The sequence below is a fragment of the Streptomyces sp. NPDC025806 genome (genome assembly GCF_055558275.1).
This window is the reverse complement of the sequence record NZ_JBVHMU010000011.1, coordinates 220,768-237,098: the sequence shown is the minus strand read 5'-3', so window position 1 is coordinate 237,098 and position 16,331 is coordinate 220,768. Positions and strand designations below refer to the sequence as shown.

Below are 16,331 nucleotides of genomic sequence, written 5' to 3'. Positions count from 1 at the left end.
AGCCGGGGCGGCCCCGGTGTTTCTGCCGTGCTGTCAGACCCAGCGGTTAGCCTCGTGTGTCATGAGGCTGCTGCACACGTCCGACTGGCATCTGGGCCGCGCGTTCCACCGCGTGAGCATGCTCGACGCCCAGTCCGCGTTCATAGGCCACCTCGTCGACACCGTGCGCGAGCGGGAGGTCGACGCGGTGGTCGTGTCGGGCGACGTGTACGACCGGGCGGTGCCCCCGCTGTCCGCCGTCGAGCTGTACGACGACGCCCTGCACCGCCTCGCCGACCTCGGCGTGCCCACGGTGATGATCTCCGGGAACCACGACTCGGCCCGCCGCCTCGGCGTCGGCGCCGGACTCCTCGGCCGCGCCGGCATCCACCTCCGTACGGCGGCGAGCCGTGTCGCCGAGCCCGTGGTGCTGAGTGACGCGCACGGCGACGTCGCCTTCTACGGACTGCCCTACCTGGAGCCCGCCCTCGTCAAGGCCGAGTTCGGGGTCGAGCGCGCCGGACACGAGCAGGTGCTCGGGGCCGCGATGGAGCGCGTGCGTGCCGACCTCGCCGCCCGCGCCCCCGGCACCCGGTCCGTGGTCCTCGCCCACGCCTTCGTCACCGGCGGCGCCCCCAGCGACAGCGAGCGGGACATCACGGTCGGCGGCGTCGCGGCCGTCCCCGCCGGCGTCTTCGACGGGGTCGACTACGTGGCTCTGGGCCACCTCCACGGCAGCCAGACCATCAGTGACCGCGTCCGCTACTCGGGCTCCCCGCTGCCCTACTCCTTCTCCGAGGCCGACCACCGCAAGAGCATGTGGCTCGTCGACCTGGACGCCGAGGGCGCCGTGAGCGCCGAGCGGATCGACTGCCCCGTGCCCCGGCCGCTCGCCCGGATCCGCGGCGACCTGGAGGACCTCCTCGCCGACCCGGAACTCACCGTCCACGAGGAATCCTGGGTCGAGGCCACCCTCACCGACGAGGTGCGGCCCGACGACCCCATGGCCCGCCTCACCGAGCGCTTCCCGCACACCCTCAGCCTGCTGTTCGACCCGCGCCGCACCGACGCGCGCCCCGACGCCAGCTACGCGGAGCGCCTCAGCGGGCGCGACGACCACGAGATCGCGGAGGACTTCGTGACCCATGTCCGCGGCGCCGGGCCCGACCCGGACGAGCGCGCCGTGCTGCGCGCCGCCTTCGACGCCGTACGGACCGACGACGTGGTGCGCGAGGTCGCCCGGTGAGACTGCACACCCTGAAGATCACCGCGTTCGGCCCCTTCGGCGGCACGCAGGAGATCGACTTCGACGCGCTGTCCTCCGCCGGACTCTTCCTGCTGCACGGCCCGACCGGCGCCGGCAAGACCTCCGTCCTCGACGCGGTCTGCTACGCGCTGTACGGGTCGGTCCCCGGCGCCCGGCAGAACGGCGGCTCCCAGGGCCAGCACCTGCGCAGCGACCACGCCGAGCCCGGCGTGCGCACCGAGGTCCTCCTCGACCTGACCGTCGCGGGCCGCCGCCTGGAGCTCACCCGCCAGCCCCCGTACGCCCGCCCCAAGAAGCGCGGCACCGGCTTCACCACGGAGAAGGCACAGAGCTGGCTGCGCGAGTACGACGCCGAGGCCCGTGCGTGGAAGGACCTCAGCCGCTCCCACCAGGAGATCGGCGAGGAGATCACCCAGCTGCTCGGCATGAGCAAGGACCAGTTCTGCCAGGTGGTGCTGCTGCCGCAGGGCGACTTCGCACGGTTCCTGCGCGCCGACGCGGAGGCCCGCGGCAAACTCCTCGGCCGGCTCTTCGACACCCACCGGTTCGCCGCCGTCGAGCAGCGGCTCGCCGAGGACCGGCGCGCCGCCGAGAAGCAGGTCAAGGCGGGCGACACCGAGCTCCTCGCCGACGCGCACCGCATGCAGCAGGCCGCGGGCGACACCGCCGAACTCGCGCCCGTCGACGCCGAACCGGGCGAGCCGGGCCTCGCCGACGCCGTCCTGACCTGGGCCGCCGTCGCCCGGAGCGGCGCCCGCGAGCGCTTCACCCACGCCCACCTCGCCCTGGGCGCCGCCGACTCCGCCCGCACGGCCGCGCAGGACGCTCTCGCCGCCGAGCAGGACACGGCCCGGCTGCAGCGGCGCTTCGCCGAGGCACGCGCGCGCGCCGCCACGCTGGACGAGCGCGCCGACGAGCACCGCGCCCTCCAGCAGCGCATGGACCGCGGCCGCAAGGCCGAGACCGTCGCCCCCGCCCTCGCCCTGCGCGACACGGCCGACGCCGAGCACCGCGCGGCCCTGCGCGAAGAGGCACGCACCCGTGCCGCGCTGGCCGCCGCCCCCGAGGTCACCGCCGGCGCCCCGGGCGGGCACCTTGCCGACGACGCGGGCCCCGGAGCCCTCGCCGAGGCCGCCCGGCGCCTCGCCCACGAGCTCGGCGGACTCGACGCCGCCCGCCGCGCCGAGCAGCGCCTGACCCGCATCGCCGACGACCGCGCCCGGCTCGACCGCGAGGAGCGCGCCGACGCCGAGCTGCTCACCGAGACCGACGGCTGGCTGGACGCCTGGGACACCCGCAGGGCCGGACTCCAGGCCCGGGTCGAGCGCGCCCAGGAGGCGGCGACCCAAGCCGAGCACCTCGCCGGACAGCTCGAACCCGTACGGCAGCGGGCCGCCGCCGCCGTCGAGCGGGACCGCCTGGCCGAGCAGGCCGGGACGGCGCAGGAGGCGACCCTGCGCGCCCGCGAGGACGCCGCCGCCGCGCACGAGCACTGGCTCGGGCTCAAGGAACGACGGCTGCGCGGCGTCGCCGCCGAGCTCGCCGAGGCCCTCGTCGACGGCGAACCCTGCGCGGTGTGCGGCTCCGTCGAGCACCCGGCGCCGAGCGCCAGGTCCGAGGGACATGTGGACCGGGCCGCCGAGGAGCGCGCGCTCGCCGCCCACCGCACGGCCGAGGACCACCGGGCCGACACCGAGCGGCGACTGGCCCGCGTCCGCGAGGAGCTGGCCGCGGCGAAGGCGGCGGCCGGAGACGCGCCCGCCGGTCAACTCGCCGACGCGGCACGGGAACTGGAGACACGACACGCCGAGGCCCGCGCCGAGGCCTCCACCCTGCGCGCCGCCCGCGAGACGCTCGACCACGCCGAGCGCGAGCACGGCCGCAGGACCGCCGCCCGCCAGGAGGCAGCCACCCGCACCGCGAGCCGGGCGTCCCTGCGCGAGGCGCTCGACAGCGAACGGGACGGCCTGGTCGGGGAGTTGGAGCAGGCCCGCGGCGGCGCCGCGAGCGTCGAGGCGCGCGCCGCCCAGCTGGAGCGGCTCGTCACCCTGCTCGACACCGCCGCCGACGCCGCCCGGGCAGTCGAGGACACCGCGCAGCGGCTCAAGGACGCCGACGCGCGACTCGCCGACGCCGCGTTCCGCACCGGGTTCGACACGCCGGAGGCCGCGGCGGGCGCGCTGCTCGACGACGCCGCCCACCGGGAGCTCCAGCACCGGCTCGACGCGTGGCAGGCCGAGGAGGCCGCCGTGCGGGCGGTCCTCGCCGAGGAGGACACCGCGGCCGCCGCCCACCGGCCCGCCGCCGACGTCGCCACCGCGCGGGCCGACGCCGCCGACGCCCGGGTGCGCGCCGCCGCCTCCGCGCGGGACGCCGCCGCACGCCGCTGCGACGCGCTCGACCGGCTGTCCCGCAGCGCGGCCAAGGAGGCCCGCCGGCTCGGCCCGCTGCGCGCCACGTACAACCGGATCGCCCGGCTCGCCTCCCTCGCCGCCGGCACCTCGGCGGACAACGAGCGCAAGATGCGCCTGGAGTCCTACGTCCTGGCCGCGCGCCTCGAACAGGTCGCCGCCGCCGCGACGGCGCGCCTGCGCCGCATGTCGTCCGGCCGGTACACGCTCGTCCACTCCGACTCGCTGTCCGGGCGCGGGCGTTCGGGCCTCGGGCTGCACGTGGTCGACGCGTGGACCGGGCGGGAGCGGGACACGGCGACGCTGTCCGGAGGCGAGACGTTCTTCGCCTCGCTCGCGCTCGCGCTCGGTCTCGCGGACGTGGTCACCGACGAGGCGGGCGGGGTCCGGCTCGACACCCTGTTCATCGACGAGGGCTTCGGCAGCCTCGACGACCAGACCCTCGACGAGGTCCTGGACGTCCTGGACACGCTGCGCGAGCGGGACCGCAGCGTCGGCATCGTCAGCCACGTCGGTGACCTGAGACGCCGGGTGCACGCCCAACTGGAGGTCGTGAAGGGGCGGGAGGGGTCCGAGGTGCGCCAGCGCGGCGGGGTCTGAAGGCGCGCCGCGGGGAATGGGGCGCTCAGTGACCGATCGGGCGACGCGGCAGCGGTGACGAGTACACGACGCTGGTCGTCACCGAACCCAGCGCGCCGAGCTTGCCCGACACCTCCTCCAGGTGCCCCATGGAGCGCGCCGCGACCTTGATGACGAAGCAGTCGTCGCCGGTGACGTGGTGCGCCTCCAGGATCTCCGGGGTCACCGCGACCAGGTCGTGGAACGGCTTGTAGTTCCCGTTCGGGTACCGCAGCCGGACGAACGCCAGGATCGGCAGCCCGAGCCGCTCCGGCACGACCACCGCCGTGTACCCGGCGATCACTCCGGCCTCCTCCAGCCGGCGCACCCGCTCGGTCACCGCGCTCGCGGACATCGACACGGCGCGTGCGAGCTCGGCGTAGCTCGCGCGGCCGTCGCGCTGCAGGGCCTCCAGGATGCGCCAGTCGGTGGCGTCGGGGGTGTGCACGGACGCGGCAGGGGATGCGGTTGTGGAATCGGCGGTCATGTTCGAGGAATAGCAGGAGAATCCCCGGCCGATCAAGAGATGTGCCGGGGATCGCCCCTTCAGTGAAGGTGATCACCGGCCGTAGATTTCCAGTGTCTTCAGATGCCGGGAGGCCGCCGAGCGCGGGCCGTCCCACGTCCCAGGAGTTGCGCCATGACCACGACGACCAGCGCCCACCCCGTCCTGCGGGTGGCCCCCGCCTCGCCCGCCGCCGCTGCCGCCTACTTCGGGGCGAGCCTCGCCTTCCACGCCGACGTGACCGACGTCAACGCCGCGCTCGCCCTGCCCGAAGGCCCCGGTTTCGTCCTGCTCGACTCCCGCTCCACGGCCTCCTGGGACCAGGGCCACGTCCCCGGCGCCCTCCACCTGCCCACGGCGCTCATCCCCGAGCAGGCCGAGGAGCTCCTCGACCGGTCGGTCCCCGTCGTCACGTACTGCTGGGGCCCGGCGTGCAACGGCGCGACCCGCGCCGCCCTCGCCCTCGCCGAACTCGGCTTCCAGGTCAAGGAGATGCTCGGCGGCTTCGAGTACTGGGTCCGCGAGGGCTTCGCCTACGAGACCTGGGAGGGGCCCGCGCGGCAGGCCACGGACCCGCTCACCTCGCCCGTCGACGCCGAGGACTGCGGCTGCTGAACCCGGCGCCTCCCCGGCCTCGTCACACCCGGTGCGGGGCCGCCCGCAGGAACGGGACGTCGCGGGGGCCGACGGTCCCGGCCGGGGCCGCCGCGCGCAGCACCACATCGAGCGCGCCGTCCGGGTCGCAGGCGTAATGGCCGCTGGCCCAGGCCGCGTTGGCCTCGACGACCGCCCAGTCGCCGCCCGGCGCGAGCCGGCCCACGTCCACGACGATCGCGCTCGGCAGCCCCTCGGCGGGCAGCCGCGCGGCGAACTCCAGCACCTCGTCGCGCAGCGGGTCGCCACCGTCCAGCGGCGCCACGTCCAGGGCGCCCCGGCGCGCGTAACGGCTCCCGGTGCGCACGGCACCGTCGAGCAGGAACAACCGGTACTCGACCTCGAACGCCACGATGTCGCTGACCAGCACGGGAGTGTCATCGTCCACCGCGTCCGGGCCGGGCAGACGGCTGCCGTCCGGGTAGACGCGGGCCGGGAAACTCTTGTCGTTGGGCGGCTTCACGAACGCCGGGCGGCGCAGTCGGCGGGCCTCGGCGACGGTCGTCAACTCCACGTCCCGTCCCGCGAGTTCGACCGGAAGCCCGGCCAGCCACCCCGGCGCCGCCTCCAGCAGCCCGACCCCGAGCTCCCGCCCCACCGCGTCCGCGAACAACGGCCCCGCGTACAGCGAGGCCCCCGGCGCCCCGAGCCACGCTTCGGGCGTGCGCCAGTCCCCGTACGTCTCCACCCCGATCCCGCGCCGACGTGCGGCGGCGGCCAGCGCGTGGCCGGTGGCGGTGACACGGGGGGAGAGGAAGAGGGTGCGGGGCTCGGTGTTCATGGGGTCGAGGATGTGTCCGCGGGTGCCCGAGCGCCACGCAATTTCGCGGGGCACGCGGCGGGCCCGGGGCGTAATCGTCGTGCGAACGGTGCGGAGCCTTGGCATCATCGCTCCTCATGCCGAAACTGCCCGCACCCACGCCCGAGGAACTCCGCCGCGACCCGCTGCCCCTGCGCGGCCGGACCGCCCTCGTCACCGGCGCCAGCCGGCGCGGCGGGATCGGGTGTGCCGTGGCGCGGCGGCTCGCCGCGTACGGGGCCGCCGTCTACCTCCACCATCACGTTCCGCACGACGAGGCGATGCCCTGGGGCGCCGACCGGCCCGAGCAGGTGGCCGACGCCGTGCGCGCGGCGCGGGGCGCACCCGACGCCGTCGTCGCGCACGGTCCCGCCGACCTCAGCGCACCCGACGCCTCCGCCCGGCTGATCGACGACGCCGCGCGGGCGCTCGGCGGCCGGCTCGACATCCTGATCGCCAACCACGCCCTCAGCGGCAGCGACGGCACCCTCGACACGATCGACGCCGCGATGCTCGACGCGCACTGGGCGGTCGACGCGCGCTCCGTCGTTCTGCTGGTCGAGGCCTTCGCCCGGCACCGCCCGGTCGAACCCGGCGGACGGATCGTCCTGATGACCTCGGGACAGGACATCGCCGACGGCATGCCCGGCGAGATCGCGTACGCCCTCCAGAAGGGCGCGCTCGCCTCGGTCACCCGCTCCCTCGCGACCGCCCTCGCCGACCGGGGGATCACGGTCAACACGGTCAACCCCGGCCCCGTCGACACCGATTACGTCGACGGCGACGCCTACGAAGCGATCGCCGGACTGTTCCCGGCCGGTCGCTGGGGCATGCCCGACGACCCGGCCCGGCTGATCTCCTGGCTGGCGACCGACGAGGCCGCGTGGCTCACCGGGCAGGTCATCGACTCCGAGGGCGGCTTCCGGCGGACCGGGGGCTGACCCACGTACGGGACCCCGGTCCGCGGGAGGCAGGCTCGGCTAGAGCTTGGACAGCTCGTCCACCAGGTCGTCCAGGCCCAGCGAACCCTGCGAGAGGGCCGCCATGTGCCAGGCCTTCGCGTCGAACGCGTCGCCGTGCGCCGCCCGCGCGTTGGCCCGGCCGAGCAGCCACGCGCGCTCGCCCAGCTTGTAGCCGATCGCCTGGCCCGGGATCGACAGATAGCGGGTCAGCTCGCTCTCCACGAAGTCCGCGGGCCGGCTGCTGTGCGACCCGAAGAACTCCTGCGCCAGCTCGGGCGTCCACCGCTCGCCCGGGTGGAACGGCGAGTCCGCCGGGATCTCCAGCTCCAGGTGCATGCCGATGTCGACGATGACCCGGGCCGCGCGCATCATCTGCGCGTCGAGATAACCGAGGCGCGTCTCCGCGTCCTTGAGGAAGCCCAGCTCGTCCATCAGGCGCTCCGCGTACAGCGCCCAGCCCTCCGCGTTCGCCGAGACCCCGCCCAGCGTCGCCTGGTAGCGCGACAGGTCACCCGCCACGTGCGCCCACTGCGCGAGTTGCAGGTGATGGCCCGGCACACCCTCGTGGTACCAGGTCGACACCAGGTCGTACACGGGGAAGCGGGTCTGGCCCATCGTCGGCAGCCAGGTGCGCCCGGGCCGCGAGAAGTCCTCCGACGGCGCCGTGTAGTAGGGGGCCGCCGCGCTGCCGGGCGGCGCGATCCGGGACTCCACCTTCCGTACCCGCTCGGCCAGTTCGAAGTGCGTGCCGTCCAGGGCCTCGATGGCCTCGTCCATCAGGTTCTGCAGCCAGTCGCGGACCTCGTCCACGCCCTCGATGTGCCGCCCGTGCTCGTCCAGGTGCGCGAGCGCCACCCACGGCGTCTCGGCGCCCGGCAGGATCTTCTCGGCCTCGGCCCGCATCTCGCCGAGCAGTCGGTGGAACTCGCTCCACCCGTACGCGTAGGCCTCGTCCAGGTCGAGATCCGTGCCGTTGTAGTAGCGCGACCAGCGCGCGTAGCGCTCGCGGCCCACCGCGTTCGGCGCGCCCTCGATCGCCGGCGCGTACACGTCCCGCATCCAGTCGCGCAGCGCGACCGTCGCCGCGTCCGCCGCGCGCGCCGCCTCGATCAGCTCGCCACGCAGCGCCTCGGGTCCGGCGGCCGTGAACTCCTCGAACCAGCCCCGCCCCTGCGCCTCGCCCGCCCACTCGGTGAGCTGCTCGACGAAGGTGGCGGCGGGCCGCGGCGGACCGTAGAGCTTCCGCTCCAGCCCCGCCTCGAGCGTCTGCCGGTACCCGGCGAACGCGGCCGGGACCGCGCGCAGCCGCTCGGCGATCGCCGCCCAGTCCTCGTCGGTCTCGGTGGGGGTGATGGTGAACACCTCGCGCACGTTGTGCACCGGGCCGCCCAGGTTGGTGACGACGCGCAGGTGCTCCTCCGCGTCGTGCACCGCGAGTTCGGCCGTCAGCCGCTCGCGCAGCAGCCGGGCGCAGCGGCGCTCGACGTCGCTGTCGGCGCCGGGCCGGCGCTCGGCCTCGTCGAGCCGGGCGAGCGTGTCCCGCGCCTGGGCCGCGACCGCGTCGAGCCCGGCGGGCGACAGATCGGGCAACTTGCCGTGGGAGGCGCGGTCGCCGAGATACGTACCGGTGAGCGGGTCGAGGGCGACCACGGCGTCGACGTGGGCGTCGGCGACCTGACGGGGCAGCGGGCCGGGGGACAGCTGGGTGCTCGAGGTGTCTGACATGCGGACATCCTCGTACGAGTCAGGGGGCGCCGTCACCATGATTCGCTGTGGGCGTGCCGGGCGCGGCCGGGGTCCCGGCCGGAAGCAGCGGTCCGCACTCCCACTGCTGGAAGATCAGCCGCGTCTCGACGCGCGCCACCTCCCGGTGCGCCGTGAACTCGTCGAGCACGAGCCGCTGCAGATCGGCCATGTCCCGCACCGCGACCTGCACCAAGTAGTCGTCGGGGCCGGTCAGATGGAAGACGGTGCGCGCCTCGGGCAGCGCCCGGATCCGCTCGACGAACGGGCCCACCAGCTCCCGCCGGTGCGGGCGCACCTGCACGGACAGCAGCGCCTGCAACCCGCGCCCCAGCTTGGCCGGATCGAGTCGCAGCACATGCCCGAGGATCACGCCCGAGCGCCGCAGCCGAGCCACCCGGTCGAGACACGTGGACGGCGCGACCCCGACCTGTGCGGCGAGGTCCCGGTACGTCGTGCGGGCGTCGTTCTGCAACAGCCGCAGAATCTCCAGATCAACCGGATCCAGTACGACAGAATCAGCCATTCGCCGAACGTAGCACGGAACATACGCACCGGACCTCGGTCGGTGTTCAGCCTTGCCCCATGGATACCGACGAGGCAGTGACGTACCCCCGGCCGTACCCCGCGCCCCGGGCCCTCGCCACCGAAGCCGTGCACGCCGGACGCGACGATCTCGCGGCCCTGGGCCTGCACGCCCCGCCCATCGACCTCTCCACCACCTACCCGTCCGCCGACAGCCGCGGCGAGGCCGCGCGCATCGACGCGTTCGCCGCCGACGGCGTCCTCGACGACAGGCCGCCCGTCTACGGCCGCCTCGCCAACCCGACGGTCGCCCGCTTCGAGACGGCCCTCGCCCGGCTCGAAGGCGCCGAGAGCGCCGTCGCGTTCGCCAGCGGCATGGCGGCCCTCACCGCCGTCCTCCTCGTCCGGCTCGGCGCGGGCCTGCGGCACGTCGTCGCCGTCCGGCCGCTGTACGGATGCAGCGACCACCTCCTCACCGCGGGCGCCCTCGGCTCCGAGGTGACCTGGGTCGACCCGGCCGGGATCGCCGACGCCATCCGGCCCGACACCGGCCTCGTCATGGTCGAGTCGCCCGCCAACCCGACCCTCGCCGAGGTCGACCTGCGGGCCGTCGCCCACGCCTGCGGCTCCGTGCCGCTGCTCGTCGACAACACCTTCGCGACGCCCGTCCTCCAGCGGCCCGTCGAGCACGGCGCCCGGCTCGTGCTGCACAGCGCGACCAAGTACCTGGGCGGCCACGGCGACGTGCTGGGCGGCGTCGTCGCCTGCGACGAGGCCTTCGCCCGCGAACTGCGCAAGGTCCGCTTCGCCACCGGCGGCGTCCTGCACCCGCTCGCCGGCTACCTGCTGCTGCGCGGCCTGGCGACCCTGCCCGTGCGGGTCCGGGCCGCGTCCGCCACCGCGGCGGACCTGGTCGCCCGGCTCGCCGCCGACCCGCGCGTCACCCGCGTCCACTACCCGAGCATCGGCGGCGCCATGGTCTCCTTCGAGGTCGCGGGCGATCCGCACGCCGTCATCGGCGGCGTACGGCTGATCACCCCGGCGGTGAGCCTCGGCAGTGTCGACTCCCTGATCCAGCACCCGGCCTCCATCAGCCACCGGATCGTCGACGCCGACGACCGCAGGGCCTCCGGCGTCAGCGACCGGCTGCTGCGCCTGTCCGTCGGCCTGGAGGACGTCGAGGACCTGTGGGCCGACCTGGACCGGGCGCTCGACGCCTCCGTCTCCGCCTCCGCACCGGTTCCGGCCTCCGCCGGAGCGGCGGCCGGACCGGCGGCCGTCAGTGCCGCTCGGCCTGCTCGTACGGCGGCCGTGACGCCACTGGCGTCGCGTCCAGCCGGGCGGTGACGACCAGGGTGCCCTCCTCGATCTGGTAGTCGAGCGGCAGCCCGAGGCCGCGCATCGCGGCGACCATGCCGGTGTTGGACGCCTGCGTCACCGCGTACACGCTCGCGCAGCCGGCCTCGACCGCCATCGTGACCAGACGGCCGAGCAGGTCGGCCCCGATGCCGCGGCGCTGCCAGTCGTCCTCGACGAGCAGCGCCACCTCGGTCTCGTCGCCGTCCCACAGCAGATGGCCGAGGGCCACGATCCGGCCCGAGGCCGTCTGCGCGGCCAGCGTCCGCCCGAAGCGCGGGCCGAGTAGATGGTTGAGGTACCGGTCCGCGTCCGCGACCGGACCGTGGTACCGCATGCTCAACGTCCGCTGCGAGCACCGCTCGTGCATCGCCTTCGCCGCCGCCACGTCCGACACGTCGGCGCGGCGCACCTTCACCTCGTTGCCCTGCGGCAGCGTCAGCATGTCGTGGGCGCGCGGCACGCGCGGGCCGAGGCGCGTGTCCAGCTCCACCAGCGCCCGCGCCCGCGCGAACTCCGTCGGCGTGAACGGCAGATACGGCCGCTCCACCGTGATCACCCCGCCCTCGGGTGTACGCAGCCGCATCGCCGTCCCGTCGTACCCGCCCTCCACGGGCGTCCCGTCGTCCGCCCGCGCCGCCGGCGACGAGGCCGGCAGCGACCGGATCGTGCACCGGCCCAGCAACTGGCGCAGCGACAGGGGCAGTTCCGCCGCGTCCAGCGCCGTGCGCGTCGCGAGACCCAGGATCCGGGTGGGCGCGTCCACCAGGTCGTGGGCGTCGGCCCGCTCGACCCAGGTCCCCGAACCACCGGCCTCGGCCACCGCGCGCGACAGCTCCGCGGCGGGCAGTTCCTGCGGCGCGCGCAGCAGGAACTCGTCCACCGTGCCGTCCGCCAGCGGATGCGTCTGCAGGCTCAGGATGTCGACCCGCAACCGGGCCAGCGCCGTGCACAGCACGGCGAGCGAACCCGGCTCGTCCCGCACCGTCGTTCGCATCCGCCACAGCGTGCCGTGCGCGGGATCGACCGACGCCCCGCCCACGACCGGGCCCTGGTCCCGGCCCCGGTCCTGTCGCCCGGGTGCCGTCCCGCCGGTGTGCGGGGCGGTGTCCCGGGCGCCGGTATCCGCGGTCGGGGGAGCGTGCCCGTGGCGCCGTGCCCACCACACGTGGAACCCCGCCGTGGCCAGCAGCACCACCGCCGAGATCGCGAGCAGCACCGGACCGTCGGGGCCGTGCCCGATCAGGTTCGCCACCGCGTCCGCGACCGCGACCGCCGTGAACAGCGCGGCCAGTTCGACCAGATCCCGCCGCCAGTGGTGGACCGGCCGGCCGTGCTTCGCTCGCGTCACATCAGACATGTCTGGACTCATGCATCCACTGTGAAGGAACGGTGTTGCGTGATCACGAACGATGTGTGACCGATGGGTAAAGAGGTCTTATGGCCGCTTTGTCCTCCCGTTGAGTGCGGTCCGCAACCGGCGGGCCTGGGTCACCAGTCGGGACGAACTCCGGCGCGCCGCCACCTCGGTGAGCCCGGGTATCGGCTCCCGCGCCCCGGTCCGCTCCGCGCAGTCCGCCGACACGGCGAGCAGCTCGCCGAGCCCGCGCAGCGCGGTCGCCGGCTCACCGCTCGCGAGCAGCGTCGGCAGCAGCCCCCGCACCACACCGAACACCGTCGCGTACGCCCCGGTCGAGGCGGCCGTGCCCAACGCGTCGGCGAGCCGGGTCAGCCGGACGCCGCCCGCCTCCCACACCCGCGCCGTCAGAGAGCCCAGCAGCCCCGCGTCGAGCTCGCCCCGGGCCGCCAGGATCAGCAGGGCGTCCACCCCGGCGAGCCGGTCCTCCGCATGCCGCGCCGTGAGCCCGTACACCACCGACAGATGCACGGCCGGTCCCGCCTCGCCCGGGGCCTCCGCGAGCAGCGGCAGAAACCCGGACGTGCCTCTCGCCCCCTCGACGGCGCAGCTGGACAACTCGCCCATCAGCCGCGCCGCCACGGCCTCCCGGCGCCCGGGCAGCGCCGCCAGAAGGTGGCCGGCCGTGGCGGCGGCCCCGGACTCGCCCCACCAGTACGCCGGTATGTCGTCGAGGACCACCAAAGGCCGGCCGAGATGCGTGAACGGCGCGGGGAACTCCCCTTGGAGCTCCCGGTCCTCCGCCCTCTCGACCAGGACCCGGTCGACCACAGGCCGGAGCACCGTCTCCGGGCCGGGCGAGGACGGCACGGCCAGCCACGCCGCGAGCCGGTCGCCCTCCCGGGTGCCGAGCGCCGCCGCCCCTGCCGCGGCGTCCGCCGCCGCCCGCGCGTCCGAACGGTCCACGCGCAGCAGGGCCTGCGCCAGGTCGTCCGCGCCGGCCCGCGCCCCCAGGTCCCGGTACGTCCGCAGCCGCTCCACCAGCTCGCCCGGCTCGATGAAGCCCGTGCTCCAGGTCGGCGTCGCCAGCAGGAACGGTACCGGCCCCGTCCGGATCCGGTACGCGACCTCCCACAACCGCGCGTCGTAGCAGCGGCGCAGCACTCTGTCCACCCTGCCGGGCCGCACGTCGTGCCCGTGCTCGGCCCCGTGGCGCAGCGTGCGCGGCTGCAGCACGCCGACGACGCTCGCCGCCACGACCTCCAGGCCGTACGTCGACTCCCGGAACGCGCCCTGCACCTGCCCGTACGTGTCCGGACCGGCCCACCAGCAGCGCGCGACGACCGGGGCCAGCGCCGCCGCGAGGTGCTCGCGGTTCTGGAAGGCGTGGCGCACCAGTCCGTCCAGCGTCCGCTCGAACGCCGCCAGATCACCGCCGGACGCCAGGATCGCCCCCACCTCCTCGGCGACCTCCGCCGCCGCATCGGGCGCGACCGCGAGCCGGAACGGCTCCTGCGTCAGCGGCAGCAGCTCCGTGTACGGCTCCTCAGGAGCGAGCTCGACGCCGAGTGTCTCCTCGGCCAGGGGACGCAGGCCCGGCGTCAGCTGCGCCGCCGCCTCGACCAGCCGCTCCCGCGTCACCGGCCCCACGCAGGCCACGTGCCGTGCCACGAGCTTCAGCGCCCGCTCCTGCACCTCCGTGTCCGCGTGCCCGAACGCCTCGCCCACCGCCGGCAGCAACGCGTCCGCGACCGACGGATCCCCCTCGCCCGCGCGCGACCTGAGCACCTTGCCCAGCAGCACCAACTGCGCCCGCACCAGCTTCTTCTCCGTGCGGAACAGCACCGCGCCCGACACCTCGGCGAGGGTGCGCACCGGCAGCATGCCCGCGAGCGCGAGCCCGCCGAGCACCTTCTGCGCGTGCGCCGCCACCGGCGACGACCCGTCCGCGCACAGCGCCGCCCAGTCGGCGACCCGCTCGCTCTCCTCGTCCCGCTCCGGCGCGAGCGCCTCCAGCACCTTCAGGAACAGCCGCAGATCGGAAGGGCGCCCGCCGCGCAGCAGCCGCGCCACGCACCCGTCGAGCAGCACCTTCCGCTCCAGCACCTCCGCACGCGCCAGCTCCGCCAGCGCTCGCGGCCAGCTCTGCGCGCTGTCGGACGGGAACCAGTCGAGCCGTCCACCGATGTCCTCGGTCTCGAACAGCGCCGCCGCCAGCTCCGCCACGTGCGGCTCCGCCCGCAGCCGGTCCGCGAGCGAACGGTCGGTCCTGCGCCCGGCGTTGAGGCTCCCCACCCAGCCGACGACGTACGACTCGGTCACCGGCACCGGACATCCGGCCAGCTCGACCAGCCCCGCCATCAGCTCGTACGACACCCCGCGCGACGCCGGCAGCGCCGCCAGACGGTGCGCCACGTCGGCCAGCCACGCCGGCTCCCGGCCGGCCAGCAGGTGCAGCAGCACGCGGGGCGCCACATGGCGCTGCCACACCCACTCGCTCGCCCCGAGCCAGGCCGCGGTCGCCGCCGCGCCCGTGTGGCAGGCCGCCCCCGCGAGCTGGAGCGCCGGATAGGCCTTGCGCGCCTCCGCGTCCCAGGGCCCCTCGCGCAACTCCTTGCGCAGCTCCTTCAGGCCCGGCAGGCACGCCCGGCGCTCCGCCTCCGACAGCCCGTCGAGCAGATCCGTCACCTCGGCCACCCGGCCCGCGCGCACGGCCGCCAGCAGCGTCCCGGCCCCCATCACGCCCCCAGCGCGGTCGTCGTGCGCGCGCCCACCACGCCCCAGGCCGTGTCCTCGTCGGCCGCGCTCCTGCGCGCCATCCGCACCGCGAGCGCGTGCTTGCAGGGCCCGCGCCCACCGCGATACCTGGCCCACCACAGACACGTACACCTCGACGTCCCCCCGTCCTCACGGACCCGGTGCACCCGACCGTCGTCCGCCGTCACCGTCCCCGCCCCGTCCTCGATCGTCACCGCACCCGCGCTCACCAGCGCCCGCGCGTCCCGCAGCCGCGGATTGTGCCGCTCCACGCGGTCCGCGTCGTACGGCAGTTCACGATGGAAGTAGGCGGCCTCCGCCGTGTCGTAGCCGACCCGCCCCGATGTGCCCAGGCGCACGAGCGCCGCGCGCACCCGCTCCACGGTCAGACCCGAGGACGCCGCCAGGTCCCCGAGGTCGATCCGCGGCTCCCACGCGAGCAGCACCGCGATCAATTCCGCGTCCTCGGCGGCCCGGTCGGTGGCCAGTGCGTCGAGCACGCCACCCTCGCCGGAGAACCCGCGCGCCGCGTCGGGGGAGAGCGTCAGGGTCAGCCGCATGCCGGGGAGCACCACCTCCCACGCGCTGGACACCGCGGCCCGGGTGGCGGCGGACGGGCCGTACACGCGCAGCGCCGTCGCGTGTCGCAGCACCCGCTGCAACGCGACCAGACGCTCGGGGCCCGGCAGGCACACCGCTCCCGGCACCGGCCGCGAGGTCGGGCGCAGACCGCGCCCCGCCGGAACCACCCACCGGGCCTCCCGGCCCGACGCGCGCGGCAGCGACCGCAGGAACCGCACCGCCTCCGCCGCGTCGAGCTCGGCCCGCAGCTCGAACCCGGCGGATATCACCTGCGCCTCGGCGAAACCGCGCAGCCAGCGGTCGGGCAACGGCACCTTCTTCTCGATCACGGGCCCGTCGAGCGTGGTGACCGCCAACTCCTGCGGACCCACCCGCAGATGCAGCGGATCCGCGCTGCCGATCCGCGAAAGGGCCTCGCGCAGCGGGTTGTTCACATCGACATTGGTCGTGCCGTGCCCCACCTCGTCGCCGTCGAGGCCCCCGGACAGGACGTCGAGCCGCGCGTACACCCCGCCGCAGCCCGAGAAGGACTCGAAGCGCAGCCGGTCGCCGCTGCCGGTGACCACCGGGTCGAGCGAGGCGGTGAGCCGCTGCTGGTGGTAGCGGGCGGCCGCCACGTCGGCGACCGCCAGCAGCCCCGCCGCCGCGACCTGAGGCGAGGTCAGGAACCCGCTGAAGAACCGCGGATGATCCCGCGGGCCGGCAGGCGTCGCGCCCCTCGACGTCTCGAGTCCCAGCTGCCCCACGCCCTCCGCGGACTCGAGCACGGAGGGTCGGCGATAGGTAACGGCCTGTGTTGATCGCGTCATGGGGGAA

12 protein-coding genes are annotated in these 16,331 nt (G+C 75.3%); 5 read left to right on the top strand and 7 right to left on the bottom strand.

The window, feature by feature from the left end; genetic code table 11:
• The first annotated feature begins 61 nt into the window (after nt 1–61).
• Entirely contained in the window at nt 62–1,225 is a 1,164-nt protein-coding gene (locus ACZ4E1_RS25615; RefSeq protein WP_467543048.1) for an exonuclease SbcCD subunit D, read from the top strand.
• Nucleotides 1,222–4,257, top strand: a complete 3,036-nt coding sequence (locus ACZ4E1_RS25610; protein WP_467543046.1) for an AAA family ATPase — start codon at nt 1,222–1,224, stop codon at nt 4,255–4,257. Before ACZ4E1_RS25615 ends, ACZ4E1_RS25610 begins: the two co-directional genes overlap by 4 nt.
• 25 nt (nt 4,258–4,282) lie before the next feature.
• Here ACZ4E1_RS25610 and ACZ4E1_RS25605 read toward each other — a convergent pair whose 3' ends face one another.
• Nucleotides 4,283–4,762, bottom strand: a complete 480-nt coding sequence (locus ACZ4E1_RS25605) for an Lrp/AsnC family transcriptional regulator (protein WP_467543043.1) — start codon at nt 4,760–4,762, stop codon at nt 4,283–4,285.
• A 153-nt stretch (nt 4,763–4,915) separates the two neighbouring features.
• On the opposite strand from ACZ4E1_RS25605, the gene ACZ4E1_RS25600 reads away from it, so the two are divergent.
• Complete coding sequence (locus ACZ4E1_RS25600; protein ID WP_467543040.1) at nt 4,916–5,395, top strand: rhodanese-like domain-containing protein; 480 nt, start codon at nt 4,916–4,918, stop codon at nt 5,393–5,395.
• A 22-nt stretch (nt 5,396–5,417) separates the two neighbouring features.
• On the opposite strand, the gene ACZ4E1_RS25595 is transcribed toward ACZ4E1_RS25600, so the two are convergent.
• Nucleotides 5,418–6,215: an ATP-grasp domain-containing protein gene (locus tag ACZ4E1_RS25595; RefSeq protein ID WP_467543038.1), complete on the bottom strand. Its 798-nt coding sequence runs from the start codon at nt 6,213–6,215 to the stop codon at nt 5,418–5,420.
• Between the two features lie 116 nt (nt 6,216–6,331).
• Between ACZ4E1_RS25595 and ACZ4E1_RS25590 the strand changes: the two genes are divergently transcribed.
• A complete protein-coding gene (locus ACZ4E1_RS25590; protein ID WP_467543036.1) occupies nt 6,332–7,174 on the top strand; it encodes an SDR family oxidoreductase in 843 nt (280 codons plus the stop codon).
• Nucleotides 7,175–7,213: 39 nt separating this feature from the next.
• Here ACZ4E1_RS25590 and ACZ4E1_RS25585 read toward each other — a convergent pair whose 3' ends face one another.
• Together ACZ4E1_RS25585 and ACZ4E1_RS25580 are read right to left on the bottom strand one after the other, a co-directional pair.
• Nucleotides 7,214–8,920, bottom strand: a complete 1,707-nt coding sequence (locus ACZ4E1_RS25585; protein ID WP_467543033.1) for a DUF885 domain-containing protein — start codon at nt 8,918–8,920, stop codon at nt 7,214–7,216.
• A gap of 19 nt (nt 8,921–8,939) precedes the next feature.
• Nucleotides 8,940–9,464, bottom strand: a complete 525-nt coding sequence (locus tag ACZ4E1_RS25580) for an Lrp/AsnC family transcriptional regulator (protein WP_399128165.1) — start codon at nt 9,462–9,464, stop codon at nt 8,940–8,942.
• A gap of 59 nt (nt 9,465–9,523) precedes the next feature.
• On the opposite strand from ACZ4E1_RS25580, the gene ACZ4E1_RS25575 reads away from it, so the two are divergent.
• Nucleotides 9,524–10,810 carry a trans-sulfuration enzyme family protein gene (locus ACZ4E1_RS25575; RefSeq protein WP_467543030.1) on the top strand — a complete coding sequence of 429 codons (1,287 nt, stop codon included), beginning with the start codon at nt 9,524–9,526 and terminating at the stop codon, nt 10,808–10,810.
• Here ACZ4E1_RS25575 and ACZ4E1_RS25570 read toward each other — a convergent pair.
• The 3 genes from ACZ4E1_RS25570 to ACZ4E1_RS25560 all read right to left on the bottom strand — a co-directional run bounded on the left by ACZ4E1_RS25570 (nt 10,743) and on the right by ACZ4E1_RS25560 (nt 16,324).
• Entirely contained in the window at nt 10,743–12,179 is a 1,437-nt protein-coding gene (locus tag ACZ4E1_RS25570; protein WP_467543028.1) for a GNAT family N-acetyltransferase, read from the bottom strand. The two genes, ACZ4E1_RS25575 and ACZ4E1_RS25570, sit on opposite strands and share 68 nt — an antisense overlap.
• A 78-nt stretch (nt 12,180–12,257) precedes the next feature.
• Nucleotides 12,258–14,915, bottom strand: coding sequence for a DUF7824 domain-containing protein (locus ACZ4E1_RS25565; RefSeq protein WP_467543026.1), 2,658 nt, complete (start codon nt 14,913–14,915; stop codon nt 12,258–12,260).
• Nucleotides 14,915–16,324: an SWIM zinc finger family protein gene (locus ACZ4E1_RS25560; RefSeq protein WP_467543024.1), complete on the bottom strand. Its 1,410-nt coding sequence runs from the start codon at nt 16,322–16,324 to the stop codon at nt 14,915–14,917. The genes ACZ4E1_RS25565 and ACZ4E1_RS25560 overlap by 1 nt, the downstream gene beginning before the upstream one ends.
• Nucleotides 16,325–16,331: the final 7 nt, after the last annotated feature.

What these genes read in the sequence shown, in the direction of transcription:
- ACZ4E1_RS25615 (WP_467543048.1), top strand. Translation starts at nt 62, where the DNA reads ATGAGGCTGCTGCACACGTCCGACTGGCATCTGGGCCGCGCGTTCCAC.
- ACZ4E1_RS25605 (WP_467543043.1), bottom strand. Translation starts at nt 4,762, where the DNA reads ATGACCGCCGATTCCACAACCGCATCCCCTGCCGCGTCCGTGCACACC.
- ACZ4E1_RS25600 (WP_467543040.1), top strand. Translation starts at nt 4,916, where the DNA reads ATGACCACGACGACCAGCGCCCACCCCGTCCTGCGGGTGGCCCCCGCC.
- ACZ4E1_RS25595 (WP_467543038.1), bottom strand. Translation starts at nt 6,215, where the DNA reads ATGAACACCGAGCCCCGCACCCTCTTCCTCTCCCCCCGTGTCACCGCC.
- ACZ4E1_RS25590 (WP_467543036.1), top strand. Translation starts at nt 6,332, where the DNA reads ATGCCGAAACTGCCCGCACCCACGCCCGAGGAACTCCGCCGCGACCCG.
- ACZ4E1_RS25585 (WP_467543033.1), bottom strand. Translation starts at nt 8,920, where the DNA reads ATGTCAGACACCTCGAGCACCCAGCTGTCCCCCGGCCCGCTGCCCCGT.
- ACZ4E1_RS25580 (WP_399128165.1), bottom strand. Translation starts at nt 9,464, where the DNA reads ATGGCTGATTCTGTCGTACTGGATCCGGTTGATCTGGAGATTCTGCGG.
- ACZ4E1_RS25575 (WP_467543030.1), top strand. Translation starts at nt 9,524, where the DNA reads ATGGATACCGACGAGGCAGTGACGTACCCCCGGCCGTACCCCGCGCCC.
- ACZ4E1_RS25570 (WP_467543028.1), bottom strand. Translation starts at nt 12,179, where the DNA reads ATGTCTGATGTGACGCGAGCGAAGCACGGCCGGCCGGTCCACCACTGG.
- ACZ4E1_RS25565 (WP_467543026.1), bottom strand. Translation starts at nt 14,915, where the DNA reads ATGGGGGCCGGGACGCTGCTGGCGGCCGTGCGCGCGGGCCGGGTGGCC.
- ACZ4E1_RS25560 (WP_467543024.1), bottom strand. Translation starts at nt 16,324, where the DNA reads ATGACGCGATCAACACAGGCCGTTACCTATCGCCGACCCTCCGTGCTC.